At 67.4% G+C, this 23,731-nt stretch carries 20 protein-coding genes; 9 read left to right on the plus strand and 11 right to left on the minus strand.

Annotated features, from left to right (window positions below; translation table 11 throughout):
- The first annotated feature begins 1 nt into the window (after position 1).
- Complete coding sequence (locus E3328_RS18515) at positions 2-652, plus strand: RAD55 family ATPase (protein ID WP_135366115.1); 651 nt, start codon at positions 2-4, stop codon at positions 650-652.
- Between the two features lie 220 nt (positions 653-872).
- Here E3328_RS18515 and E3328_RS18520 read toward each other — a convergent pair whose 3' ends face one another.
- Positions 873-1,475, minus strand: coding sequence for an OsmC family protein (locus tag E3328_RS18520; RefSeq protein ID WP_135366116.1), 603 nt, complete (start codon positions 1,473-1,475; stop codon positions 873-875).
- Positions 1,476-2,058: 583 nt separating this feature from the next.
- Here E3328_RS18520 and E3328_RS18525 point away from each other — a divergent pair.
- The gene (locus E3328_RS18525; RefSeq protein ID WP_135366117.1) at positions 2,059-4,188 is read left to right on the plus strand and encodes a beta-galactosidase; all 2,130 of its coding nucleotides are present in this window, start codon (positions 2,059-2,061) and stop codon (positions 4,186-4,188) included.
- Between the two features lie 26 nt (positions 4,189-4,214).
- Complete coding sequence (locus E3328_RS18530; RefSeq protein ID WP_209452237.1) at positions 4,215-4,466, plus strand: hypothetical protein; 252 nt, start codon at positions 4,215-4,217, stop codon at positions 4,464-4,466.
- Positions 4,467-4,669: 203 nt separating this feature from the next.
- Here the strand turns inward: E3328_RS18530 and E3328_RS18535 are convergent, their stop codons facing one another.
- From E3328_RS18535 to E3328_RS18555, 5 genes are read right to left on the minus strand one after another with little or no spacing between them, the layout of a single operon-like run.
- Entirely contained in the window at positions 4,670-5,734 is a 1,065-nt protein-coding gene (locus tag E3328_RS18535) for an ABC transporter ATP-binding protein (RefSeq protein ID WP_135366118.1), read from the minus strand.
- On the minus strand, positions 5,731-6,852 hold the full coding sequence (locus E3328_RS18540) for an ABC transporter ATP-binding protein (protein WP_135366119.1): 1,122 nt from the start codon (positions 6,850-6,852) through the stop codon (positions 5,731-5,733). The genes E3328_RS18535 and E3328_RS18540 overlap by 4 nt, the downstream gene beginning before the upstream one ends.
- 2 nt (positions 6,853-6,854) lie before the next feature.
- Positions 6,855-7,985: an ABC transporter permease gene (locus E3328_RS18545; protein ID WP_135366120.1), complete on the minus strand. Its 1,131-nt coding sequence runs from the start codon at positions 7,983-7,985 to the stop codon at positions 6,855-6,857.
- Positions 7,972-8,979: an ABC transporter permease gene (locus E3328_RS18550; protein WP_135366121.1), complete on the minus strand. Its 1,008-nt coding sequence runs from the start codon at positions 8,977-8,979 to the stop codon at positions 7,972-7,974. Before E3328_RS18550 ends, E3328_RS18545 begins: the two co-directional genes overlap by 14 nt.
- A gap of 21 nt (positions 8,980-9,000) precedes the next feature.
- Positions 9,001-10,851, minus strand: a complete 1,851-nt coding sequence (locus tag E3328_RS18555; protein WP_135366122.1) for an ABC transporter substrate-binding protein — start codon at positions 10,849-10,851, stop codon at positions 9,001-9,003.
- Positions 10,852-10,977: 126 nt separating this feature from the next.
- Between E3328_RS18555 and E3328_RS18560 the strand changes: the two genes are divergently transcribed.
- Positions 10,978-12,024 carry a Gfo/Idh/MocA family protein gene (locus E3328_RS18560; protein WP_135366123.1) on the plus strand — a complete coding sequence of 349 codons (1,047 nt, stop codon included), beginning with the start codon at positions 10,978-10,980 and terminating at the stop codon, positions 12,022-12,024.
- Positions 12,021-12,806 (plus strand): sugar phosphate isomerase/epimerase family protein, encoded by a 786-nt coding sequence (locus tag E3328_RS18565; RefSeq protein WP_135366124.1) that lies wholly within the window; start codon positions 12,021-12,023, stop codon positions 12,804-12,806. Before E3328_RS18560 ends, E3328_RS18565 begins: the two co-directional genes overlap by 4 nt.
- Before the next feature lie 33 nt (positions 12,807-12,839).
- Here the strand turns inward: E3328_RS18565 and E3328_RS18570 are convergent, their stop codons facing one another.
- Both E3328_RS18570 and E3328_RS18575 read right to left on the minus strand, forming a co-directional pair.
- Positions 12,840-13,868 carry an alcohol dehydrogenase catalytic domain-containing protein gene (locus tag E3328_RS18570; RefSeq protein WP_135366125.1) on the minus strand — a complete coding sequence of 343 codons (1,029 nt, stop codon included), beginning with the start codon at positions 13,866-13,868 and terminating at the stop codon, positions 12,840-12,842.
- Complete coding sequence (locus tag E3328_RS18575) at positions 13,865-14,932, minus strand: family 10 glycosylhydrolase (protein ID WP_167837470.1); 1,068 nt, start codon at positions 14,930-14,932, stop codon at positions 13,865-13,867. The genes E3328_RS18570 and E3328_RS18575 overlap by 4 nt, the downstream gene beginning before the upstream one ends.
- 150 nt (positions 14,933-15,082) lie before the next feature.
- On the opposite strand from E3328_RS18575, the gene E3328_RS18580 reads away from it, so the two are divergent.
- The 4 genes from E3328_RS18580 to E3328_RS18595 all read left to right on the plus strand — a co-directional run bounded on the left by E3328_RS18580 (position 15,083) and on the right by E3328_RS18595 (position 20,847).
- Positions 15,083-15,427, plus strand: a complete 345-nt coding sequence (locus tag E3328_RS18580; protein ID WP_135366127.1) for an ArsR/SmtB family transcription factor — start codon at positions 15,083-15,085, stop codon at positions 15,425-15,427.
- A 2-nt stretch (positions 15,428-15,429) separates the two neighbouring features.
- Positions 15,430-18,003 (plus strand): hypothetical protein, encoded by a 2,574-nt coding sequence (locus E3328_RS18585; RefSeq protein WP_135366128.1) that lies wholly within the window; start codon positions 15,430-15,432, stop codon positions 18,001-18,003.
- 703 nt (positions 18,004-18,706) lie between these two features.
- Entirely contained in the window at positions 18,707-19,252 is a 546-nt protein-coding gene (locus tag E3328_RS18590; protein WP_135366129.1) for a gluconate 2-dehydrogenase subunit 3 family protein, read from the plus strand.
- The gene (locus E3328_RS18595; RefSeq protein WP_135366130.1) at positions 19,249-20,847 is read left to right on the plus strand and encodes a GMC family oxidoreductase; all 1,599 of its coding nucleotides are present in this window, start codon (positions 19,249-19,251) and stop codon (positions 20,845-20,847) included. Before E3328_RS18590 ends, E3328_RS18595 begins: the two co-directional genes overlap by 4 nt.
- A 119-nt stretch (positions 20,848-20,966) precedes the next feature.
- Here the strand turns inward: E3328_RS18595 and E3328_RS18600 are convergent, their stop codons facing one another.
- From E3328_RS18600 to E3328_RS18610, 3 genes are all read right to left on the minus strand, one after another.
- Entirely contained in the window at positions 20,967-21,686 is a 720-nt protein-coding gene (locus tag E3328_RS18600; RefSeq protein ID WP_135366131.1) for a hypothetical protein, read from the minus strand.
- A 217-nt stretch (positions 21,687-21,903) separates the two neighbouring features.
- On the minus strand, positions 21,904-22,791 hold the full coding sequence (locus tag E3328_RS18605; protein ID WP_135366132.1) for a carbohydrate ABC transporter permease: 888 nt from the start codon (positions 22,789-22,791) through the stop codon (positions 21,904-21,906).
- Complete coding sequence (locus tag E3328_RS18610) at positions 22,784-23,722, minus strand: carbohydrate ABC transporter permease (RefSeq protein WP_135366133.1); 939 nt, start codon at positions 23,720-23,722, stop codon at positions 22,784-22,786. Before E3328_RS18610 ends, E3328_RS18605 begins: the two co-directional genes overlap by 8 nt.
- Between the last annotated feature and the right edge of the window lie 9 nt (positions 23,723-23,731).

The following is a 23,731-nucleotide window of genomic DNA, read 5'->3' on the forward strand; positions in this document are numbered from 1 at the left end:
GATGGGCGACACTGACCGCGTCCTGTCGGGCGATTCGCTCGCGAGCCTCGACCCGGGGACGAACGTGCTGATACGCGGCCCGTCGATGGTCGGCAAGCGGGAGGCCACGCTCGGGCTCCTGGCGACCGGGCTCGATACCGGCGACGGGCTGGTCTACGCGGCCACGGACGAGAGCGCGGACTCGGTCGTCGCGTATCTCTCCCGTGACCGCCCGTCGTCTCACCTCGACCGCGTAGGGATCATCGACTGTTCAGGCCGAGGCCGTTCGCGCGTCTCGGACCGCGTCGCGGTGGAGTCCGTCTCCGCACCGAGCGACCTCACCGGGATCAGCATCGGAACGGCGAAACTCGTCGCGCGCCTCTCGAACGGCGGCGTCCCGTCGATCCGCTACGGCGTCCACTCCGTCTCGACACTGTTGCACTATCTCGACACGCCGACCGTGTTCAAGTTCCTCCACATCTACACGGCTCGCATCAGGAAGACGGACGGGATCGGCGTGTTCACGCTCGAGTCGTCCGCTCACGACAGCAAGACGGTCCACACGATCGCCAGCGAGTTCGACGGCGTGATCGAACTGCGCGAGGGCGACGACGGCCGCGAACGCCGCGTCTCCGGCCTGGCCGGTGCTCCGGACGGGTGGCACCCGTTTTGAACTGAGTCGTTTTCAGCCGATGTGTCGACGCGCGACCGTTCGCTGGGGTCGGCCGCGTAGCAGGTCCCGCTCTGGACTGCCCGGAACAGTGCGCCTGCGTATCCCCTCGACCGCAGGTTAGCCGCGTCTGGCCGACCAGCCGCTGCTGTCGGACGACTGCAGCCTCCTCAGAAAACCCAGACCGATCCGACAGTTCGGATCGGCCCGTGGTCGGTGTGAGCTATTCCACCTGGACGGTCGGCTCCATGTCGTGAGCCAGCCGCATCAGGTTCCACACGGGCGACCGCTGCGCACCCGCAGCCAGGATCTCGGCGTCCTCGTCCGAGAGGTCCTCGCCGCTGACCGCGATCTCGATGCGGATGTCGTCGAAGCTCTCGTCGGAGCGGTCCACGTCGTGGATCATAAAGATCACCCGCGGATCGAAGTCGAGGCGGACCGTGGTTTCGAGCCCCTCCAGTTCGATGTCGTTGGCCAGCGCGGTCACGCCGACGGCGACGTTCACGCACCCGGTGAGCGCCGCGAGCGCGACCTCGATCGGTTCCATCCGGTCGGTCGGACCGACGAAGCCAGTCGCCTCCTCGACTTCCTTCCAGGCACCCAGCGGGAGCGTGTATTCGCGTGTCTCGCGTTTGATCTCTTCCCCGCCCAGCGAATACGCGTCCACCTTCGCCAGACTGTGGAAGAGTCGCCCCTCGTAGAGCGCACTGGCACCGAGTTCGAACGCGACTTCCTCCGGGTTCTCGCTCGCGTACTCCACGAACTCGTGGAACGCCTCCAGATCTACTCCATGCTTCACTGATTCTTTCGGTTGGGTTGTTGCCATTGGGACCCTCCTGGTTCGAACCGGACCCCACCACCTAGCGTGTAAATCCCCAGACAGGGGAGTGGTTGAACCGTATTCCTATAGATCGTTCGTGACGTTAGCCGTTGTCGCCGGCTAGTAGACCGATGGCTGTCGAAGAGCTACAGGTTCTCTACAGATGAGCAAGGCGAGTGTTTCGGGCGGTTGACCCCCGAGGTAAGCCGACACTCGGACGTGTCCTGCTCGTTCGAGTTCCACACCCCCTCGACGGCGAGTACGTCACCTTCCAAGCGAAATTCACCGGCGGACAACGAATCGAGATCTCCCACAGCGACTGACCCCGTGGCTGACGAGAGACGCGGAACGGCTCGTCCGCTCCGAAGCCGGCTTCGACCCGTCGTGTCACCGCTTTTTCGACGGTTCAGTCCTCCGCAAACACACCGTCGCTCTCTCGGTGCTACGACCCCACGAGATCCGCATTCTCGCGAGCCATCTTCGCCACCGAAGACGCCCGGTACGGATTCACTAGGATAGTACGAACTATATTTGGAAATATCCGAACCCAGGCGTACGATTAAATAATTTACTCGCCCACAATTCGACAATGTTCGCGTACGGCGCTCAGTACTATCGTCCGCCGAATCCGCCGTCGGACGCCTGGGCCGACGACCTCTCTCAGATGGCCGATCTCGGGTTCAACACGGTGAAGCTGTGGGCGATGTGGAACCACGCCCACCCGAGCGAAGACGAGTTCGACTTCGCCGAGCTCGACGAACTGGTCGAACTCGCCGGTGAGCGCGATCTCGATGTCGTCATCTCGCTGATCCTGGAGAACGCGCCCCACTGGCTGGTCGACCGGCACCCCGAAGCCCGCTACGAGGACCACGACGGCGGGAAAGTCGACGTGCGGGCGCGGCCGAACACGCCCGGGGGCGGGTGGCCCGGACTCTGCCTGAACCACGACGCGGTCCGCGACCACGCCGAGCGGTTCACGCGACGGCTGGCCGGCCGCTACTCGGACGACCCGACGGTCACCTCTTACACGACGTGGGACGAAGCGTTCTTCGAGCCGAACCTCCACTTCCCGGACAAGCGGTTCTGTTACTGCGAAGCCTGCAGGGACAAGTTCGAGGACTGGCTTCGTGATCGATACGGTGCCATCGACGGCCTGAACGAGGCCTGGGAGACGCGATACACGTCGTGGTCACAGGTCGAACCGCCGAGGTACCACGGCGGGTACCCCCGGTATCTGGACTGGCTGCGGTTCCGCCTCGACTCCCAGCAGGGACACATGCAGTGGCGGGCGAGCGCCCTGGGCGAGGGCGACGCGACCGCGTCGGTCCGCGCACACGGCATCTCCGGCAATCTCGGCGACCTGCCCCACCGGTTCAACGACGACTGGCGGTCGGCCGATACCGTCGACGAGTGGGGAACGACGACGTTCCCCCACTGGGGGCCCGACCACCCCGACATCACGACCGACGCCGAGCGCCAGACGCTCGACCACCACCTGATGCTCGACGTCGCCAGGGGCGCCGCCGGCGAGAAACCGTTCTGGCAGACGGAACTCCAGGGCGGACACGTCCGGAGCGGCAACAGTATCGACCCCATGGGACTGACGCGAGGCCCCGATCCCGATCCGGAGTCGATGGCGCTGTGGAACTGGAACGCGCTCGCCGGGGGGGCGACCGGCCTGCTCTACTGGCAGTACCGGCCGGAGCTGCTCGGCCACGAGAGCCCCGGGTTCGGCCTCGTCCGTCGGGACGGGTCGCGAACGGAGCGCACCGAGGTCGCCGCCTCGTTCGCCGACCTCGTCTCGGAGCGGCCCGTTCTCGAGGCGTCGGAACCGGTTCGCGGGGACGTCGCCATCGGCACGCTCGCGGAGGCGCCCCTGTTCAACTACGTCGCCGAGAAGGACACCGAGCAGTTCGCGACGGCCGTTCGCGGTGTCTACCGGGCGATGTGGGCGACCGACTACCAGGTCGACTTCGCCAAACCCCACCAGTTCGACGGGTACGACGCCGTCTACCTCCCCTTCCCGCTCCTGCTCGAACCGTCGACCGTCGAGGCTATCGAGGCGTACGTCGACGGGGGCGGCACGCTCGTCACCGGCGGTGCGCCCGCCGTCTACGACGAGAACGGTCGATGCCTCCGTGAATCGCCCGGCCACGACCTGGACGAGGTCTTCGGCACGCGCCTGCGCACCACCCGGTACGCGGACGGCGAGACGCTGGAAGTCGCTGACGCGCGAGCGGCAGTCTCGGCCGACGGCGGAACGCCCGGCGTACAGGCTGCGCCGGCGGCCGCGAGACGCGACGTCTTCGACCCCACGACCGCGACCGCGCTCGGTCGCTGGAGCGACGGTGGCGTCGGCGCGACGGTCGACTCGCACGGCGACGGGACGGCGATGGCCGTCGGCACCCTTCTCGGCCGCGCGGCAACCGACGATGACGCGCTCGACGCGGTCCGGTCGACGCTCTCGCACCTGTTCGACCGGGGCGGGGCGAGCCCGACCGTCCGGTGCTCCGACGGGGCGGTCCAGACGCGACTCCACGCGACCGACGACGGCTGGTTGCTCTACGTGCTCAATCCCACCGACGAATCCCGTACCGTCGACGTGCAGTGCAGTAAAACTGGGAGTGTCCAGGAGGCGCTCGGGGACCTCCGCGTCGACGCGGCCGACCCGCTCCGCGTGACGGTCGACGACCGCGCCGGCGGCGTCCTCCTCTTCTGACCCACAGCCGCGGAGCTGTTTTACCGATGGACGACGAAACTGAATCGATGGACGAGGGGATCAACTTCTGGACCGTCACGCTGGCGATGGGGGCGACGCTCGCCCTCCTGCTCGCGTTCTCGCTGCTCTACGTCGAGCCGGGGAGCGCCGCGGCGGTCGCCGTCCAGCTGAGCGTCGCCTTCCTCCTGATCCCCGTCGTGGGATCCCTGATCATCATCTACGTCGGGTGGCGCCCCTTCGAGGACGACCAGGACGACGAGGAGAGCGTCTTCGATTGAACCGGGAGTGACGAAGACACGTCGGCTTCGACGGTGGAGACCGGATACCGGTCACGAAATGGACCCGCGAGTGAAGCCACCGCTCTGCTGGGATTCACGACACCGGACGAAATCCAGGCAGCACGTCGACCGCGCCGCGGGAAAGCGGCCCGTTCCTGCGTACCGGCCGGGCGACGAATCGGCCGTCGACGAGCGCGGGACCGCTAGTCGTCGAGTTCGGGGCTCGACCAGTACCGGTGGGTATCGTCGTCCCGGAAGCAGGCCGCGGCGTGGCCGCCGTCGTCACCGAGCGACGGGTGCTCCTCGCGGCAGGCCTCCCTGGCGACGGGACAGCGCGTGTGGAACCGACAGCCGCTCGGGGGGTCGGTCTGGTCGGGGATGTCGATGTCCCGGACCGGGGGCTCCTCGACCTGGACGTAGTCCGGGTGGAGGTTGGCGGTCGCCCACTTGAGGACCCGCGTGTAGGGGTGTTTGGGGTCCTGCAGGACCTCCTCTGCGGGGCCGACCTCGACGAGTTCGCCCATGTACATGATACCGATCCGCCCGCCGGCGCGCTTGGTCAGATACCGCGCGTTCGAGAGGTTGTGGCTGATGAACAGGAAGGAGGTGTCGAACCGGTCCTGCAGCTCCAGCATCAGGTCCATCATCTCGACGCGCAGGGAGACGTCCAGCGCGGAGACGGCCTCGTCGGCGAGGATCACGTCCGGGTTCATCAACAGGGCGCGGACGAGCGCGACGCGCTGTTTCTCGCCGCCGGAGAGCTGGTGGGGATACCGCTCGGCGTAGTCCGCCGGCGGCTCCATCCCGACGGTCTCGAGCATCCCGAGGATGCGAGCGCGGCGGTCCTCCCGCGAGAGGTCGTCGTACCAGCGCTTCAGCGGCGCGGCGAGCGTCGCCATCACCGTCTGGTTGGGGTTGAGCGACGACCCGGGGTCCTGGTGGACGATCTGCAGGGACCTGCGGATATCCGCCGCGTCGACCGACGCGTCGCCGGCTCCGTCGAAGGCGTCCCAGACGTCCTGTCCGCGGTACCGTACCTCGCCGTCGGTCGGCCGCTGGAGCCCGATCGCCGCCTTCCCGAGCGTGGTCTTCCCGCAGCCGGACTCGCCGACGAGCGCGACGACGTCGTTCTCCTCGATGTCAAGCGAGACGCCGTCGACCGCCCGGACCGGGGCCTTGCCGTCCCCGCGGAGTCGGTCGACCAGCCCCTCGTTCTGGTCGAAGTGGACCTCGACGTCCGACAGCGAGACGACCGGCTCCGCGCTCATGGCCACTCCGCCTCCTCCTCGGGCGCGTGGTCCTCGATGTCGAACGGGACGCCCTCGGCCGCGTCCTCGTGGTGGAAACAGGCGACGTGGTGGTCGGTGCCGGCCGCCCGGAACTCCGGATCGGAGACCAGACACTCCTCGGTCGACAGCGGACACCGGGGGTGGTAACTGCACCCCTCCGGCGTGTTCACCGGGTCCGGGGCCGACCCCTCGATCGCCCGCATCTCGTCGAGTGGGATGTCCAGGTTCGGGACCGACCGCAACAGCGCCCTGGTGTAGGGGTGGGCGGCGTCGAGCACCGTCTCGCGGGCCGGCCCGACCTCGACGAGTTCGAAGGCGTACATCACGGCCAGGCGGTCGGCCAGCCCGGCGACCAGCGGCAGGTCGTGCGTGATGAACACGACGGTCAGGTCGTATTTCTCCTGCAGCTCGTTCAGCAGGCTCAGGATGGACCGCTGCATCAGGAGATCCAGCGCCGCCGTCGGTTCGTCCATCACCAGCACGTTCGGTTCGAGCACGAGCGACAGCGCGATGAGCGCCCGCTGTTGCATCCCGCCCGACAGCTCGTGGGCGTAGGAGTCGAGCACCCGGTCGGGGTCCATGTAGAGGTCCGAGATGAGGTCCCTGGCCCGACGGAGCCCCTCGTCGACGTCGTAGTCGTGGGCTTTCAGCGTCTCGACGAAGTGGCCCCGGACCGACAGCGTCGGGTTGAACGACGACTGGGCGCCCTGGAAGACCATGGCGATCTCCTCCCAGCGCAGGCGCTTCAGGTCGGACTCGGAGAGGCCCAGCACGTCGATCTCCGTGTCGGGGTCGGGGCGGTAGACGATCTCCCCCGAGAGCCGTCCCGGGTCGACGACGGCGTCGAGCAGCGCCGAGGCGAACATGGACTTGCCCGACCCGGACTCGCCGACGACGCCGAGTATCTCCTGTCTGGCCACGTCGACGCTCACGTCGTCGAGCACGCGGGACACCCCCCGGCTCATATCGAACGTGACGTTCACGTCCCGTAGTTCGAGGATCGGGTCGTCCGCCGTGGGTGTCGACGTTCCCGGGCCGGCGACTCCCGTCTCGTCTCGGTCCGTCTGGGTATCGGCAGTTGGGTCTGTTCGTGACATGGTTACGTTCGAGTCGCGGTCGTAGCGGCCTGGCCGTCGCTCGGTTCCTCGTCGTCGTCGACCGTCGACGCGTGTTTGGCTCGCACGCGCGGGTTGAACAGCCGGTCGCAGCCCTGGGCGAACAGGATGAGCCCGAACGAGAGGAACACGACGGTGAACAGCGGGGCGAGCAACCAGTGGCGCAGCGAGTCGGAGTACAGCGCCCCGGAGTTGTACGCCCGGGTTATCATGACGCCCCAGTTCAGGTTCGAGAACGGGAGCACGCCGAGGAAGTACAGCCCCACGGAGCCGAAGATGACCCCGCGGGCCGCCCCGACGAAGTTCACCAGGATGTACGGCATCAGGTTCGGGAGGACGTCTCGCCCGAGGATGGTCGGTACGCCGAGTCCCATCGTCCGCGACGCCTCGACGTACGGGGCGTTGCGGATCGTGAGCACCTGCGAGCGGACGGCTCGGGCCAGCCCGGCCCACGCGTTGATGGAGACGAGCACGCCGACCACGATCGGGCTCTCGGGCTGGACGATCGCCGCCACCACGATGATGAGCGGCAGGCCCGGGATGGTCATCATGATGTCCGTGATCGTCATCAGGACCGTCTCGGTCCACCCGCCCTTGTAGCCGGAGACGATCCCGATGACGGTCGCGACGATGATCGAGAAGACGGCACCGCCGAGGATCATCTTCAGCATCACGGGCGTCGCGTGGACGACGCTGGCGAAGACGCCCTGGGCCTTCGGGTCGGTCCCGAGGGGGTACGCCCAGTTCTGGAACGGCGCGAGCAGTCGCGGTCCGGTGTTGGGCTCGGGGTACCGCACGAGCAGCGGCCCCACGGTCCCCATGAGGACGAACAGGAGGATGATGGCCGCGCCGGCGCGGGCCCGCCAGTCCGACCACACGATGCGGGCGGGCGCGAGCAGCCAGAGGTCGACGAGCTGGCGGAGCCGGTCGGTCCCCTCGACGCTGTCGTCGGCCACGCGTTCGAACGGCGAGACCGACCCCGCCGCACCGCCGTCGGTCGAGACCGCCCGAGGGTCCGACGACGAGGGGTCGTCCCCGCCCGACGCGGCGAACGACTGAAAGCGCTCGTCGCTGTCCCCGTCTTCGTCGCCGGTCCGGTCGTCAGTACGCTTCATCGCTCTCACCTCCGGCGCGGGGGTCGAGTTTCCCGTAGGTCAGGTCCGCGATGAGGACGCCGATGACGACCGCGACCGTGATGAGGATGAACCCGCCCATCATCAGCGGGTAGTCGCGCGACGATATCGACTTGAACACGTAGTAGCCGACGCCCTGGTAGGCGAAGATCTTCTCCAGGATGACCGACCCGCCGAACATCGTCCCGATGGAGATCATGATGCCCGTGTACATCGGGAGGATGGCATTGCGGGCGACGTACCGGAGCGCGATCCGGCGCTCCGGCAGCCCGCGCAGGCGCGCCACCCGGAGGTAGTCCTCGCCGAGTTCGCTGATCGCGTTGCCCCGCATGGTGATGGCCTTCCCGCCGAATCCGGTCACGACCAGCGAGAGCACCGGCAGCGCCGCGTGGGTCAGGACGCCGACGACGAACGGGAGGTTGAGCCCGACGCTCGTCTGCGGGTTCATCCGGCCGGCCGTCGGGAACACCGACCACTCGAACCCGAGCAGGTACAGCAGGAGGATGGCCGCGATGTAGTAGGGGACCGAGTTCGCGACGATCGACAGGAGCGTCGAGGCCGTGTCGAACCGGCTGCCCTCGCGGTAGGCCATGAACGCGCCCATCGAGACGCCGATCGCGAACATCAGACACAGCGAGATGGACATGTACAGGACCGTCCACGGGACGGCGCTTCCCAGCAGGCCGGCGACGGGCTCCGCGTAGAAGATGGACCGCCCGAAGTCGAACTGCGCGAGCGCGGCCATGTATTCGACGTACTGTTCCCACATCGGCGCGTCCGTCTCGATGTTGGTGTAGAGAGCGATCTTCTGCTGGATCTCCTCCTGGTTGAGGTTCTGTCGCATGTACTGCGCCCGGAGGTAGTCGATCGGTCCCCCGGGCATCAGTCGAATGAGGACGAACGAGAGCGTCACGACGGCGTACACCGTGACGAAGGACTGCCCGATTCGTTTCGCGTAGTAACGGTTACTTGCCATGATGAGTGACGGGCGACCGCGCTACTTGGTCCGGGCCTGGATCTCGCCCATCCGGTCGGCCCACCAGTGGGGTTCGCCCTGTTGCATGAGCTCGCCGTCGAGCGGGGGGAGCTCCCAGTTTTTGGTGTCGAAGAGGTTGATGTCGTGTTCGACGGTGATCGGCATCTTCGGCAGCGTCATGTTGTACAGCCACGCGGCCTTCCGGTTGAGACGCTGTTCTTCCGCGGGGTCCTGCGCCGTCGAGAGGTCCTCGAACAGCTGGGCGACGTCGACCGTCTCGGTCGAGCCGTTCGGGTCCCCGACGGGCATCGGAACGTCGATCTGTTCGGGGTAATTCGTCTGGTCCGCCCACCAGCCCAGCGTCACGGCGCGGATGTGGTAGCCGGGATAGCCGGCCTGGAACCACACGCCGGACCACCAGTCGCCGATGACGTCGAAGTTCCCGTTCGGGACGATCTCGCCGTACATCTGCGTGTGTCCGACCTTCTGGAGTTCCGCGTCGACGCCGAAGTTGCCCAGCTGACTGGTGACGTTCTGCCCGATAGACACCCAGTAGCCGCCCCGCCCTTCCTTGATGGTGGGGGCGAACGGCTCCCCGTCGGGCTTCTGCCAGGTGCCGTCGGACTTCGAGAAGCCCGCGTCGCGCAGGAGCTGCGCCGCTTTCTCCCGGTCTTTCTCGTAGGTGAGGTACTGGTCCTGGGCGTCGCCGAGGTACGTGTCGAGCATGCTGTTCGAGACGCCGCAGGGGATCTCGATAGCGTCGCGCTGGTACGCGCCGGAGGTGTTCTCGGCCACGAGCCCGAAGTCGATGGCGTAGAGCATCGCCTGGCGGACCCGGCGGTCGTCCCAGGGCTCCTTGTTGAAGTTCGCGACCAGCCCGTAGCCGTTGTACAGCGGGACCTTGTTCCAGTCGACGGCGTCGGGTTGCTGTTCGATCTGGGACTGAGTCGGGTGGGTCTTCGTCCAGTAGTCGATCCTGTCGTTCGCGAGCGCGAGCGACCGCTTGGACTTGCTCGGGACGTAGCGCCAGCCGGCCTGGCTGAAGTTGCGCTCGTCGGCGCTGAAGTGGCCGTTGTCGTAGTCTTCGTAGAGTTCGAAGGTCCACTCCTGGTTCGAGGCGCTCTTGAACTGCCAGGGGCCGTTCCCGATGGGGTGTTTCTCGGCCCCGAACTGCAGCTCCATCTCCTGGAGGTCGGTGATGACCGCCTGCTCCTCCTCCTCGCTCTCGGCGTTGCGCGCTCGCTCGGCGAACTCGCCGTAGATGCTCGTCTTGGCCTGGAGCCGACGGCTGAGGATCTGGTTGAGGACCATGAACTCGTTGGCCGGTTTGCTCAGCGAGAACTCCATGCTTCGCTCGCCCGTCTTCTCGTAGGATTCGACGGTGTCGAACGGGGATCCGAGCAGCGATTCGATGTCCAGCTGCGTGACGAGGTCGTCGGCGGTCACCGGGTCGCCGTCGTGCCAGGTGTACGTGTCCCTGAGCTGGAGCGTCGCGGTCGTCCCGTCGACGCTCCAGTCGTCCGCGACGAACCCGACGAACTCGTGGTTGTTCCCGTGGTACCGGCCCAGGTGGTCGTACAGGAAGAACCCGTCGAAGTTGTAGTTCTTGCCCCAGGGGTTGTGCTGGCCGTCCTCGCCGGGTTTCGTGAGGACGCCCTTCCAGGTGGATTCGACGGGCTCGGGGGACGGGGTATTCTCACTACTGGTACCGCCGTCACCGCCGTCACCGCCGTCGCCCGCACCGTCAGTGCCGTCACCACCGCCGCCGTCGGTGTCGCCCGAACAACCCGCGAGACCGAGCGTGACACCGGTCAGCCCGATGCCTTTCACCACTCGACGCCGCGAGTAGGCGTTGCGATCATGAGGTTCCATGACATCCCAAACAAGCGGTTTATGGTGATTTATAATTTAGCGACTCTTTGGATACATCCAAAGACGTTTTGTCGCTATCAAACACTCGCGTACCGTTAAGCCCGCACCGCGCGCTCTTCGACGCGTATGCAACGCGAGATCATGATCGACTCGCCCGACGAGGGCGTAGACGAGGACACCCTCCGGGTCGGGGTCATCGGCACGGGTGCGATCGCCCAGCGGTTCCACCTGCCCGGGTACGCCGACCACTCCGACGCCACGGTCACCGCGGTCTGTGACGTCGAGGAACGGAAAGCGCGCGCCGTCGCCGACGAAGTCGGCGCCGAACACACCTTCACCGACACCGGCGACCTCGTCGAGTCGGGGACCGTCGACGCGGTCAGCGTTTGTCTCCCGAACCACCTGCACGCGGACGCGGTCACCGCGGCGCTGGCCGAGGACCTGCACGTCCTCTGTGAGAAGCCGATGGCGACGACGCTGGCCGAGGCCGACGAGATGGTCGCGGCCGCGGACGCGAGCGACGGCATCCTGATGATCGACCAGTCCGAGCGCTTCGCCCCGGTCTACCAGAAGGCGATGTCGGTGCTCGAGAGCGGTCTCGTCGGCGACGTACAGACGGTCCGCGCGCGGTTCAGCCACAGCGGTCCCGAGGGGTGGGCCCCGCGGTCGACCTGGTTCACCGACGCCGAGGCGTCGGGCGGCGGCGCGATGGTCGACATCGGCATTCACAACGCCGACCTCGTGCTGTCGCTCGCCGGCGACGTCGAGTCCGTGACCGCCGAGACGGCGACGCTCGCGATGGACGCCGACGTGGAAGACACCGCCGTCGCGACGATGCGGCTGGCCGACGGCGGGCTCGGCACCTTCGAGGTGTCCTGGACGACCGATCCCGAACGGATCGAGACGCAGGTCGTCGGGACCGAGGGAGTCCTCACCGTCGACAAGGTGGCCGGCGAACTGACCGTCGACCTCGACGGCGACCGCGGGCGCGTCGACGTCCCGGTCCCCGAGTATCGGAGCCCCATCGCGCGGTTCGTCGACGCCGCGCTCGACGGCGAGGAACCGCCGGTGACTGCCCGCGAGGGACGGGACGCGCTGGAGCTCGTCCTGGCGATCTACCGGGCGGCCGAGGCGCGCCGCCCGGTCTCGTTGCCGCTGGAGGGGGACACGTGAAACTCGCCTGTTCGAGCTACTCCTACCACGACGCCTTCGAGCGCGGCGACCTCGACGTGTTCGGCTTTCTCGAGCGCGCCGGGAGCGACCTCCCGGTCGAGGGCGTCGAACTCATCGAGGAGCACCTCCCCGGTGGGGACGAGGCGACGCTGGGCGAGGTCCGCGACGCGGCGGCCGACCACGGGGTCGAGGTCGCCTGCCTCTCGGTGTTCTACAACGATTTCGCCAAACCTGACCGCTCGGACCGCCGGGAAGACGTCGACCACGTCACCGCGTGGACCGACCGGGCGGACGTGCTGGGCGCCGATGTCGTGCGCGCGTTCACCGGCTTCCCCGCCCTCCACGACCGCGAACACGGCGACCCCGCGGTCTGGCGCGACGTGGGACGGTGCCTGCAGGAGTGTCTCGACCACGCCCGCACCTGCGAGGCGACTCTCGCCGTCGAGAACCACAACCACGACGGCCTGATCCGTACCGCCGACGACATCTTCGGCGTCCGCCGCCGGGTCAACGGCGACCTCGGGTTCGTCCTGGACCTGGCGAACTACGTCGACGGTCGCCCGTCGATCGAGCGGACCCGCCACCTCGCCGACCACGTCCACGCCGCCTACGACGCGGTCGACGAGCGCGGTCGCGACCCCGAACACCCCTACTACGCCGAGGAACTGGACTCGCTGGCCGCCGCCGGCTACGACGGGTACGTCACGCTGGAGTGGGAGGGCGAAACCGACGACGAGACGGCCGTGCCGCGGGCGCTGTCCTATCTCGACGACTGCCGCTAGCGAGGGCCCCGTTTCGGGACGGCCGTTCCGCGACTAACTCCCGGGACGGACCAGATACCGATACCCCTCGCCGGCGCGCATCCGGTCGAACGCCTCCGTGATCCCCGAGAGCGGCAGGTCCTCCGAGAGGAGCGCGTCGACGGTGACGCGGCCCGTCCTGAGGAACGATACCGCCCGTGCGAAATCGTCGGGCGTCAGCGAGTACGACCCGGTGAGCGTCCGCTCGTGGAAGAACACGTCGAACGGGTTCACCTCGACGGTCGCGTCCTCCTCGGGCACGCCGAAGACGAGCGTCGTTCCGCCCTTGCGGGTCGCGTCGTAGGCCTGCTGGATGGTCTCCGGGAGCCCGATGGCCTCGACGGCCGCCGCGACGCCACGGCCGTCCGTTGCCCGTTCGACGGCGGCCACGGGATCGACATCGGCGGGATCGATCCCGGCGGTGGCGCCGTGGTCGAGCGCGAGCTCGCGACGGTCGTCGCGGGGCTCCGAGACGACGATGCGACCCGCCCCGAGCGCGTCGAACGTCTGGACGAGCAACTGTCCCATCGGGCCGGCGCCGACGACGAGCACGTCGTCGCCCGCCTCGACACCGGTTCGGCGAACACCGTGGAGGCTACAGGCGAGCGGTTCCGCGATCGCCGCCGGGCCGAACGGGAGGTCTCCCACCGGTTCGACGTTCCCGGCCGGGACCCGAACGTACTCGGCGAACGCGCCGTCGCGGACCGTCTCCGCGGCGCCCCCGAGCGACGTGTTCCGCTCGCAACGCTGTTCGTGCCCGGCCTCGCACTGGCGACAGCTGTTGCAGGGGACCGTCGGGTTGACCGCGACGCGAGTTCCCTCCGGCACCACGTCGGGACGGTTCGACGCGACCACCTCGCCCGCGGCCTCGTGGCCGGGCACCAGCGGCGTCTCGACGCCGAACGACCCCTCGTAGAGGTGAATATCTGTCGTACAGACGCCGCAGGCCTCGACGCGTACGAGGACGTCCTCCGGGCCAGGGGTCGGACGGTCGCGCTCCCGAACGGCGAACGATTCGGTGCCAGTGAGGACAGCGGCTCTCATCGTCCCTTCAGATCGGCGAGACCCTCGAACGACTCCTCGACGACGCTCCACTGGTCGTCGGTGAGCCGGCCGATGTTCGCGCCGGCCGAGAACAGGCTCACGCCGGCTGCTCCCCCGTGGAGGGCCATCTGGATGGCCGTGAGGAGTTCGCCCTGACTCAGGTGATCGCCCGGGTCGTCGCTGCTGGCGGTCCGGATCGACGGGACGATCGGTTTCCCGACGGCGTCGCGAAGAGAGCGCGTGACGTCCCGGATCCACAGCGGGTGGACGCCCATGTCGACGTGGGCCGTCCGCGGCGAGAGCGTGTCGACGTGTTCGGCGAGCCGTTCGATGTCGAGCCCGAGCTGCTCGCGGCTGTCCCGGAGCGTCGACTCCATGTCCGAGTATACCTCGAACTGGAGGTTGACCATCTGCTCGTCGTCGAACGGCGCAGCCAGCGACGCCAGGAGGTCCGTCGTCGTCGAGACGCGGTGGTCGATCCACTCGCCGTGGTCGCGCTGGGCCGTCTCGTCGCCGTCCTCGATACCGAGACACTCGTCGCAGTAACAGGAGAGGTAGTCGCTCTCGCCGTTGCGGATGGGCTGGTACTCGAGGTGCTGGAAGCGGATCCCGTCGATGTCGTACTCGCTTATCTCCTCCGCGAGCGCCAGGAGGTGGTCCCTGACCGCCTCGCGGCTGGGACAGACCCAGTGCATCCACTCGAAGGAGACGTTGGGATACCGGATGGCGGTCCCGTCGCGGGCCACCTGGACGAACTCCGAGTGCTGTTCGAGCAGGTACTTGTCCGTGAGCGCGAGAAAGACGGGGACGACCCTGAGGTCGCGCCGCTCGGCCGCCGCGACGAACTCCGCCAGCAGGTCGCGTTCGGGCACCTGGTTCGGGACGGTGTCCGAGTCGTAGAACACCCGACCGTCGCTCTCCTTGCAGATCACCATCACGGTGTTGACGTTCCGCTCCGCCAGGTCCGCGAGCACCGAATCGACGTCCATCGTCGCCCAGGGGTAGAGCGTCACCGCTCGAACACCCTCCGTCTCCCACCAGCCGCGGGCGTCCCCAGTGGTCATTACTGACATGATAGCGTTCGTCTCTCCTAAATGTAGTGAAGTACCAAAGCCGCACCCGTTCCATCGGATTCATCAAACTATATTTGGATAAATACGAACAACACCCCTACATTTTTGATTGCCGCTAGAGAAGCGTGGGTCAGTGTCACAATGAGCGGCCAGAACAACTTCACGAGACGGATGCCGACGGCGACCGGCGCCGACGACGGAGGCGTCGAACTGTCGGTCGAGGACGAGGACGTGTTCGCGGTCGCCGACGCGATCGGCTCCAAACCGCGGTGGCGGTTGCTGCGGACCGTCGCCGAGGAACCCCACACCATCGACGAACTCGTCGACGCCCTCGACCTCTCGAAGGGGACCATCTCGGTCCACATCTCGAAGTTCGAGGACGCGGGGATCTTCGAGGCGAACTACGCGGTCAGCGACGACGGCGGCGTGAAAAAAGAGCTCAGGCTCGCCGTCGACGAAGTGACGCTCGACCTGGCGTCCCTGTGACGATGACGGGAGCGGATTCGGTCGCGGTGACTGCGGACGAACCCGGGCGCGCGGTCGCTCGAACCGGGGCGTTCGCGGTCACCGTCGATCCCGACGACGACTGCGTGGAAATCCGACGGCGACCCGACGACGGGGGCTCCGCTCCCGGCGGCACGCTGACGCTGTCACCCGGCGGTCCCGACGACGGCCCGCTCTCGGCCGGCTCCGTCGCGCAGGTGACGGCCAGGACGGACGCGGGCGACGTGCACGTCGCCGTCGAGGGGACGCTCGACGGAGCGCCGTACACCCTCTCGCTGGTCCTCCCGGCGGACTACCCGGGGACGGTCTCCTACGAGGTGACGATGCGACCCGACGACGCGGCGGCGCTCCCGACGGCCCGCTGGGACCCGGAACTCGGTGTTCGCGCCGCCACGGGCGACGCCGACGCCGACGCGTTCACCTCGTATCTCGACGGGACGCCCGGGAGCAACCCCGCAGCGGGGACGAGCGACCTGAACCAGTTCGTCTACGCGGGCGTCGACGCGCTCGACGCGACGTGTCTGTACCTCGCCGACTGGCCCGCGCTCGACGAGTACTTCCGACGCACCGGGACGACCATGCGCGGGACCGTCACGGACTCCGCCGAACGGGTCGGCTACGTCCCTCCCGAGCCGTCCGAAACGTCGTCGGGCGACGCTCCCGGTGACGACCCGCTGACGGTCCACGGCGCGACGCTCGTCCTCACCCCCGACGCGCCGCCGGTCGACGCCCCGGACGCGTACTGCGACCGGTTCGTCACCGACCTGGCGGCCATCTACGACCGGCTGGACCGACCGGACCCAGAACGGGTCGACTGGCCGGCGGTCAGCGAGGACACCCTCGACGCCGTCCGCGCCCCCGAGAACCGCTACGAGTACGACGGGCAGTTCCACCCGGGGGGCGTCGAGCTCGTGACCGTCCTGAGTATCGTCACCCCGTTCCGGGCCTACGCCGAACGGTTCGACGACGACGCGGCCGCCGACCTGGCCGCGGACGTGGCCTCGCTCGTCGAGACCTACTACGACCCCGACTACGAGGACGCGGCCGGCAACACCGGCATGATCGGCAACTCGCCGGCCCCGCTGACGCTGACCCACGTCGACGCGTGGTACCTCTTCTGGCCGGTCGTCCAGGCCGCCGAGTTCGCCATCGCCTTCGACGACGACGCCGTCGCGGAGATGGTCGTCGACACCGCCGACGTGATGGTCGACGTCGGCCGGGCGCTCGACTACGAGTTCCCCATGTGGCTCGACGTGGATTCGCTGTCGGGCCACGAGCCCGAGGACCGACAGTGGGACGGCTACCAGTACGACTGCACCGGCGCCTACGCCTACCTGATGTTGCAGTACCACGAGCTGACCGGCGAGCAACGCTACGTCGAGGAGGCCGAGGCCGCCGCCGAGCGGTTGCTCGACTACGGGTTCGAACTCTCCTACGAGTTCACCACGACCCCGCTGACCCCGCTGGCGATGGCGCGACTGGCCGACCGGACCGACGACGACCGATACGTCGAGGCTTCCTACATCGGGCTGGCGAACGTGCTCCGACACGCGTACTTCTTCGACCCCGAGTACGGCTCGTTCGCGGGCCGGAACGTCTTCCTCCTGAACGAGGCGATGCCGCCGGAGGGCTACGAGGGGAACTTCTTCGCGAACGCCCTGGAGGAGTGGTCGCTGCTCTACTACCTCGACCGCTACCTCCGCGAGGCCGGGGACGCCCTGACCCCGGAGGCCCGCCGGCTAACCGGCGAACTCCTGCGACACAAGGGTTCGTCGCTCGCTGATTCGCTGGCGCGTTTCCAGCCCGATCCGTCGCTGGTGTTCGACGGCGTTTCCCCCCAGTCGGGCCGCAGGGTCAACCACGACTGGGCGCTCCCGCTCGAACCGTTCGGCGCGCTGGAACCGATGTTCGAGACGCTCGGCGCGGTCGGACAGGACCTCTACGGCGCCGGGGCCTACCCGGAGGTGGCGACCCAGCAGTACCACCCGCTCGACGACGATGTCCGACTGTTCGTCGACGGTCCGACGACGGTCGAACGGGTTGGCGAACACACCTGGCACGTCACGACGCTCGGTGCCGAGGAGACCTACGACGCTCGGCTCACCGGGGAAACCAGTACGCTCGTCGACTGGTCCGTTCGTCGCCTCGACACGAGCGACGCCGGCGAGCGACTCGGCGAGGACGTCACCGCGCAGTTCGACCACGACGCCGACGAACCCGCGTACGACCTCGCGCTCGACGCCGGGGATACCTTCGCGGTCAGGCGAACGGTTCCCAAACGGGCTATCGTCGTCGAGGACTTCGCCGTCGAACGCGAGCGGATCGCGACCGACGATCGGACGACCGTGTCACTGACCGTGGTCAACACGGCCGGGGTCGAGGGGACCTACGAGGTGCCGCTCTCGGTCGGCGCCGAGACCGCGACCCGGACAGTGGCGCTCTCGGCTCACGACCGTAAACCCGTGACCTTCGAGATCGGCCCGGACGAGCCCGGCACCTACAACGTCCAGATCGCCCACGAGAACCGGGCTCTGCACGTCGAACCGACGGCGGATTGAGCGGGAGCACGTTGTCACTTGCGAGCGGCGGTCTGACACGGGACAGATCGTTCTCGACGAGGGGACGATGGCCACGAGTCCGCCGAGCCCATCGCGACGGTCGTCGACCCGACCGCAGAAGTCGCCGGCCGGCCGTGGCCGTTCCACAACCCGGAGACGCTGGAGTAACCGGTTTCGCGGACACCGCCGATCCAGCTTGACTTCTCGCCCTCACAGACACCCAGCACGACTGCAGGTGTCCTGCTCGATCCAGGCGACACAACTGCGATCAGTAGACAGCGATACGACATTTTCACACCCGGTCAGATGATTATACTTCGAAACAATAACGAATTTGTAATAATCGGCACTCTTCACAAATGTCGTAATAAAAATTGGACTGTGAATCCTATAAAAATGCGCATGACGCACTCTGAGCCGTCTTTGGGAGAAATATGATATAAATTTGTTGTTTTCGCGAGGATCGACAAGCCAGTTCGACGGGCGATATATCGAGGTATGGCCAGTGAACAGCATGATCGATCGGTGACCTACCATTTAATTCGAATACATATTCTATCTATCTATGAAAGATATTGTATGTGATGTGCGAGAATCGTCTGAAAGGTACGCACCCCGTGTCGCTGGTCGCAGTCTCCATCGAACGGGAACGCGTTCCAGCAGCGACACAAGAGTTAACTAAAGTTGCGCACTGAGTACGCTCATGGAATTGACACGCCGCGACGCGGTAGCGGCGCTTGCGGCTATCGGTATCGGCGGAGGCGTGGTGTACGGTGCGTTCGAGTTCGCAGACCGCGGCGTGTCCGACGGAACGCCGTCGGGGACGGAGGACCCCGACTCGCTGCTGGAGACGACGGTGGCGCTCGCCGAGGTCGTCTACCCTCCGGAGGTTACCGAAGTCGAACCGTTCGTCCGGGAGTTCGTGTCCGGGCGGATCGAGGACGACGACCGACACACGGCGATGGTCGACGCCGCGGACGCGCTTGACGCCCGAGCGCGCTCGGAGTACAGCGCGTCGTTCTACGAACTCGACCCCGAGGAGGGGGACGCGCTCCTCGAAACGCTGGGGATGTCGGAGGTAGACCCCGACCCCGAGGGCGACGAGCGCGAGCGGATCCGGTACTACCTCGTCAACGAGTTGCTCTACGGCCTGCTGCGCTCACCGAAGGGCGGGCAACTCGTGGGGCTCGAAAACCCACCGGGCCACCCCGGCGGACTGGAGGCCTACCAGCAGGGTCCCGACCGATGAGCGCGACCGACCGGGCGCCCTCCGAACGAGTCGACGTCTGCGTCGTCGGCGCGGGGCCGGCCGGCGGCATCGTCGCCCACTCGCTGGCCGAGCGCGGCCACGATGTGGTCGTCCTCGAAGCCGGCCCTCGCGTCCCGCTCGACGAGCGCCTCGAACGCATGGAGCGCCACCAGCGCCCCGCCCACGACTGGACGGAGGTCTGGGGGATGGGCGGCGACCGCGACGCCTACACGTCGACTGGCGATGTGGACTACCCGCTCAACTCGACGCGCATCAAAGGCGTCGGCGGGACGACGCTACACTGGATCGGGTACACCCCCCGACTCCACCCGAAGGACTTCGAGATGGAGAGCCGCTACGGTCTCGCGACCGACTGGCCGATCGCCTACGACGACTTGCGGCCCTACTACGCCGAGGCCGAATCGGCGATGGGCGTCGCCGGCGCCGAGGACAACCCCTTCGCGCCACCGCGCGAGGAGCCGTTCCCGATGGAGGCGTTTCCGCCGAGCCACTCCGACTCCATCCTCGACGCGGCCTGCGAGCAACTGGACATCGATGTCCACTCGGTGCCCCAGGCGCGCAACAGCGAGGGGTACGACGGCCGCAGCGCCTGCGTCGGCTACGGTACCTGTCATCCGGTCTGCCCGTCCGGTGCGAAGTACGACGGGTCGGTCCACATCCGCAAGGCCGAGTCCGAGGGCGCCCGCGTGCTCGACCGCGTTCCGGTCCAGCGACTCGAACACGATCCGGAGGGCGAGCGCGTCGAGGCGGCCGTCTACGCCACCCCCGACGGCACCGAACACCGTCAGGAAGCTCGCCAGTTCGTCGTCGCATGCGGCGCTATCGAGACGCCGCGCCTGCTGTTGCTCTCGAAGTCAGACATCTACCCCGACGGGCTGGCCAACTCCTCGGGAGCCGTGGGCCGGTATCTGATGGACCACCTGCTGTACCTCGTCACCGGGCGACTCGCCGAACCCACGGGGCAACACCAGGTCGGGTTCTCCACGTCGGTCACCCACCAGTTCTACGACCACGAGGAGTCGACACCGGGGAGCTTCTTCGTCGGCTTCCTCAACTACGCCGGCCCCTCGCCCGTCGAGGCCGCGCTGGGAGATGGCGGGTGGGGCGACGACATCACAGCGGCGATGGAGCGCTCCTACGGTGGTCACATCGGGACGGAGGCGCTCGTCGAACAGCTCCCGGATCCCGATAGCCGCGTCACGCTCGACCCCTCGGAGACCGACGACCACGGCAACCCCGTCCCACAGATCCACTGGACGGTCGGCGACCACGGGCGCGCGACGGCCGAAAAGGCCATCCGGACCCAGCGGGACATCCTTGAGGAGGCCGGCGCGAGCGTCGACTACGCCACGCCCGCTCACAGCCCGCTGTCGGGGAGCCATCCGATGGGGACGACGCGGATGGGCGACGATCCCGATGAGAGCGTCGTGGATCCGCGGCTTCGGACGCACGACCTGGAGAATCTCACCGTCGCCTCCAGCAGCGTCTTCCCGACCGGCGGCGCGATGAACCCGACACTCACCATCGCCGCGCTCACGCTGAAAGCCGCCGAACACGTCGACGCGGACCTCTGAGCCGGCGGGTCGTTCGCCGGGTCGCCGTTTTCGTCCGAGCGAGCGAATCGAATTTCGGCGTCCGCGCGAACGGAGCGAGCGCGGATCCGGGTGAGGGGTATTGCGGGGCGCGCCGGCCGTCAGCCGGCGTACTCGGCGGACCCGGAACGGTCCTCGGCGCCGCTGACCAGTTCGGCCTCGGGGACGAACAGCGGCTCCAGCAACCTCGTGTGGAACCAAGCGGCGGCCGCCGGGAACACGAGCACGAACGCGACAGTGAGCACGAGCGACAGCGCCAGCAGCAGACCGGTGAGCAACAGCATCGAGAGCGCGGCCACCGAGTGCGAGATGGTCCACCGGTAGCTCGTCCTGATGGCCTTCGCGAGCGGGACGCCGGCGGCCAGCCCGACGAACGTCGGGACCAGCACCAGCACGAGGTGGACGGTCACGTACAGGCCCGCGACCCCGAGGACGCCGGCGACGGTCGCCTCCGTCCGCACGAACTGGGCCACGTAGAGGAGGCTGACACCGGCTATAATGACGACGACTCCCCCGAGCAAGACGGCATCGAGGGCGTGCTCGCGCACCGTCTTCCGGACCGCACCGATGTCGACGGATCCCTGCTCGCGCACCGAGGCGACCGCGGCGTAGGCGCCCAGCGTCGCCGGGCCGACGGTGACCAGCGGGAGCGACGCCAAAACCCACGCGAGACTCACACCGACGACCGAGAGCGCGTTCCTCGCGAGGAACCCGAACGTCGCGCTGAAGGCTCCGTGGACCGCCTCGATGCCGACCTCGGTGTCGTCGCTGTCGGCGTCGGCGTCGTCGACGGCGTCGGACGCGGCTCGAGCGTCGTTCACGGGTCGCCCCCTCTCGCGAGTCGAACAGCGGGGCCGGGGTCGGTCATGTGCGACACTGCGGGACCGACCCGCCTCCGTCGTTCGGTCCCGGCCAAACTTGCTGTGTCCGATCCGCCGTGGCTGGCGCGGTCGGCGGCCGAACGGGCCGTCGTCGCGACTCGGCGGCGGTGAAACGGGGAGAACGGATCGACTGGACAGCGGTCCGAGGAGCAGGGAGTCACTCGGTGACGCCCTGCATCTCGACGGCCTGCACGAGGTACCGCTGGAGCAGGAGGAAGACCAGGAGCAGCGGTATCGACGCGATGAGCGCCGCGGCCATGGTGCGGCCCGGGCGGTAGATCTGGGCGTTGAGCAGCGACACGAGCCCGATCGGGAGCGTGAACGCCGCGTTGTCCTGCAGCACGACGAGCGGCCACAGGAACGCGTTCCAGTTGAAGACGAACTGGAACAGCGCCAGCGCGGTCAACACCGGCCGCGAGAGCGGCAGGATGAGCCGCGTGAAGATCTGGAACGTCGAGAACCCGTCGAGGCGTGCGGCCTCCTCGTACTCGTCGGGGATGTCCTTGAAGAACTGGTAGAGCAGGAACACCCCGAGCGGGCTCGCCGCCGCGGGCAGGACGACGCCCCAGTAGCTGTTGACGAGTCCCAGGTCGGCGATGATCGTGAACAGCGGCACGATGTTCAGGTAGTACGGGACCATGAAACTGGCGACGATGATCCCGAGGATGGTCGCCTGCCCGGGCCAGCTCAGCCGGGACAGCGAGTAGGCGATCATCGAGTCGACGACTAGGATCAGCAGGGTCGCCCCGCCCGCGATGATGAACGTGTTGATCGTCCAGTCGACGATGAGTGAGTTCTCGAACAGGTACTGGTAGTGTTCGAGCGTGAACTCCGGCGGGATCCAGTACGGGATGCCGTCGATCGCGGTGCTCCGGGGCTGGAACGACAGCGTCAGCATGTAGAGATACGGGAGCAGGAAGATCAGCGCGACCCCGTAGAGGAACGCGTGGACGCCCACGCTCTCGAGCGTGAGGTTGCTCGTCAGTCCGTCGAACGACCGCGAGGCGCGGCCGGCTATCGAATCGTCGGGGCGTGCGTCACTCATTGTCTCCTCCGATGACGTAGTAGTTCACGAGCGATATTATGACCAGAATGGCGAACAGGATGTACCCGATCGCCGCGGCGTAGCCGAACGACTGCTGGTTGAACGCCGACTGGTAGAGGTAGTAGACGATCGTCCGCGTGGACTGGTCCGGGCCGCCGCTGGTCATGACGTAGGGCTGGCCGAAGACCTGGAACTGGTAGATGAACTGGATGATGACGACGAACAGCAGGGCGTTTCGCATCTGCGGGAGCGTGATGTCCCGGAACTGGCGCCAGGTGCTGGCGCCGTCCAGCCGTGCGGCCTCGTACAGCCGCTCGGGGACGTTCTGGCGGGCTGCGAGGAGTATCACGAAGTTGAACCCCAGCAGCCACCAGACCGTCGTCATCGCCAGTGACGGCATCGCGAGCAGTTCCGAGGTCAGCCACTGGGGCCGGATCCCGAGGAACATGTCGAGGTAGTAGTTGATCGGCCCGAAGTCCGTCGACAGGAACTCCAGCCAGACGATCGCCACGACCGCGATCGTCAACACGTAGGGGCTGAAGTAGATGGTCCGGAGCGCGGTCTTGCCCTTCACGTTGCGGTTGACGCCCAGCGCGAGGACCAGGCTCAGGACCACCATCGGAGCCACCGTCAGGACCACGAAGTATAACGTGTTCCAGAGGGCGCCCCAGAAGAACGGGTCGTTCAGGAGCTCCACGTAGTTCTGGATCCCGATCCACTCCGACTCCGAGGGGAGCAGCGGGTTCCAGTCGTGGGCGCTCATCCACAGTCCCTTGGCCAGGGGCCACAGGAGGAACACGGCGAACGCGGCCAGATACGGCAGGGCCCAGAGATAACCCTCGAGAGTTTCCCGGCTGACCGGGCCGATGGTCTGGCGCTTGTGGCCCTCCTCCGTCCGAGTCAGGCCTGACAATCGGTTACGTATCGACATGATAGTAGT

It is taken from the genome of Halosimplex halophilum (assembly GCF_004698125.1).
Classification (GTDB): domain Archaea; phylum Halobacteriota; class Halobacteria; order Halobacteriales; family Haloarculaceae; genus Halosimplex; species Halosimplex halophilum.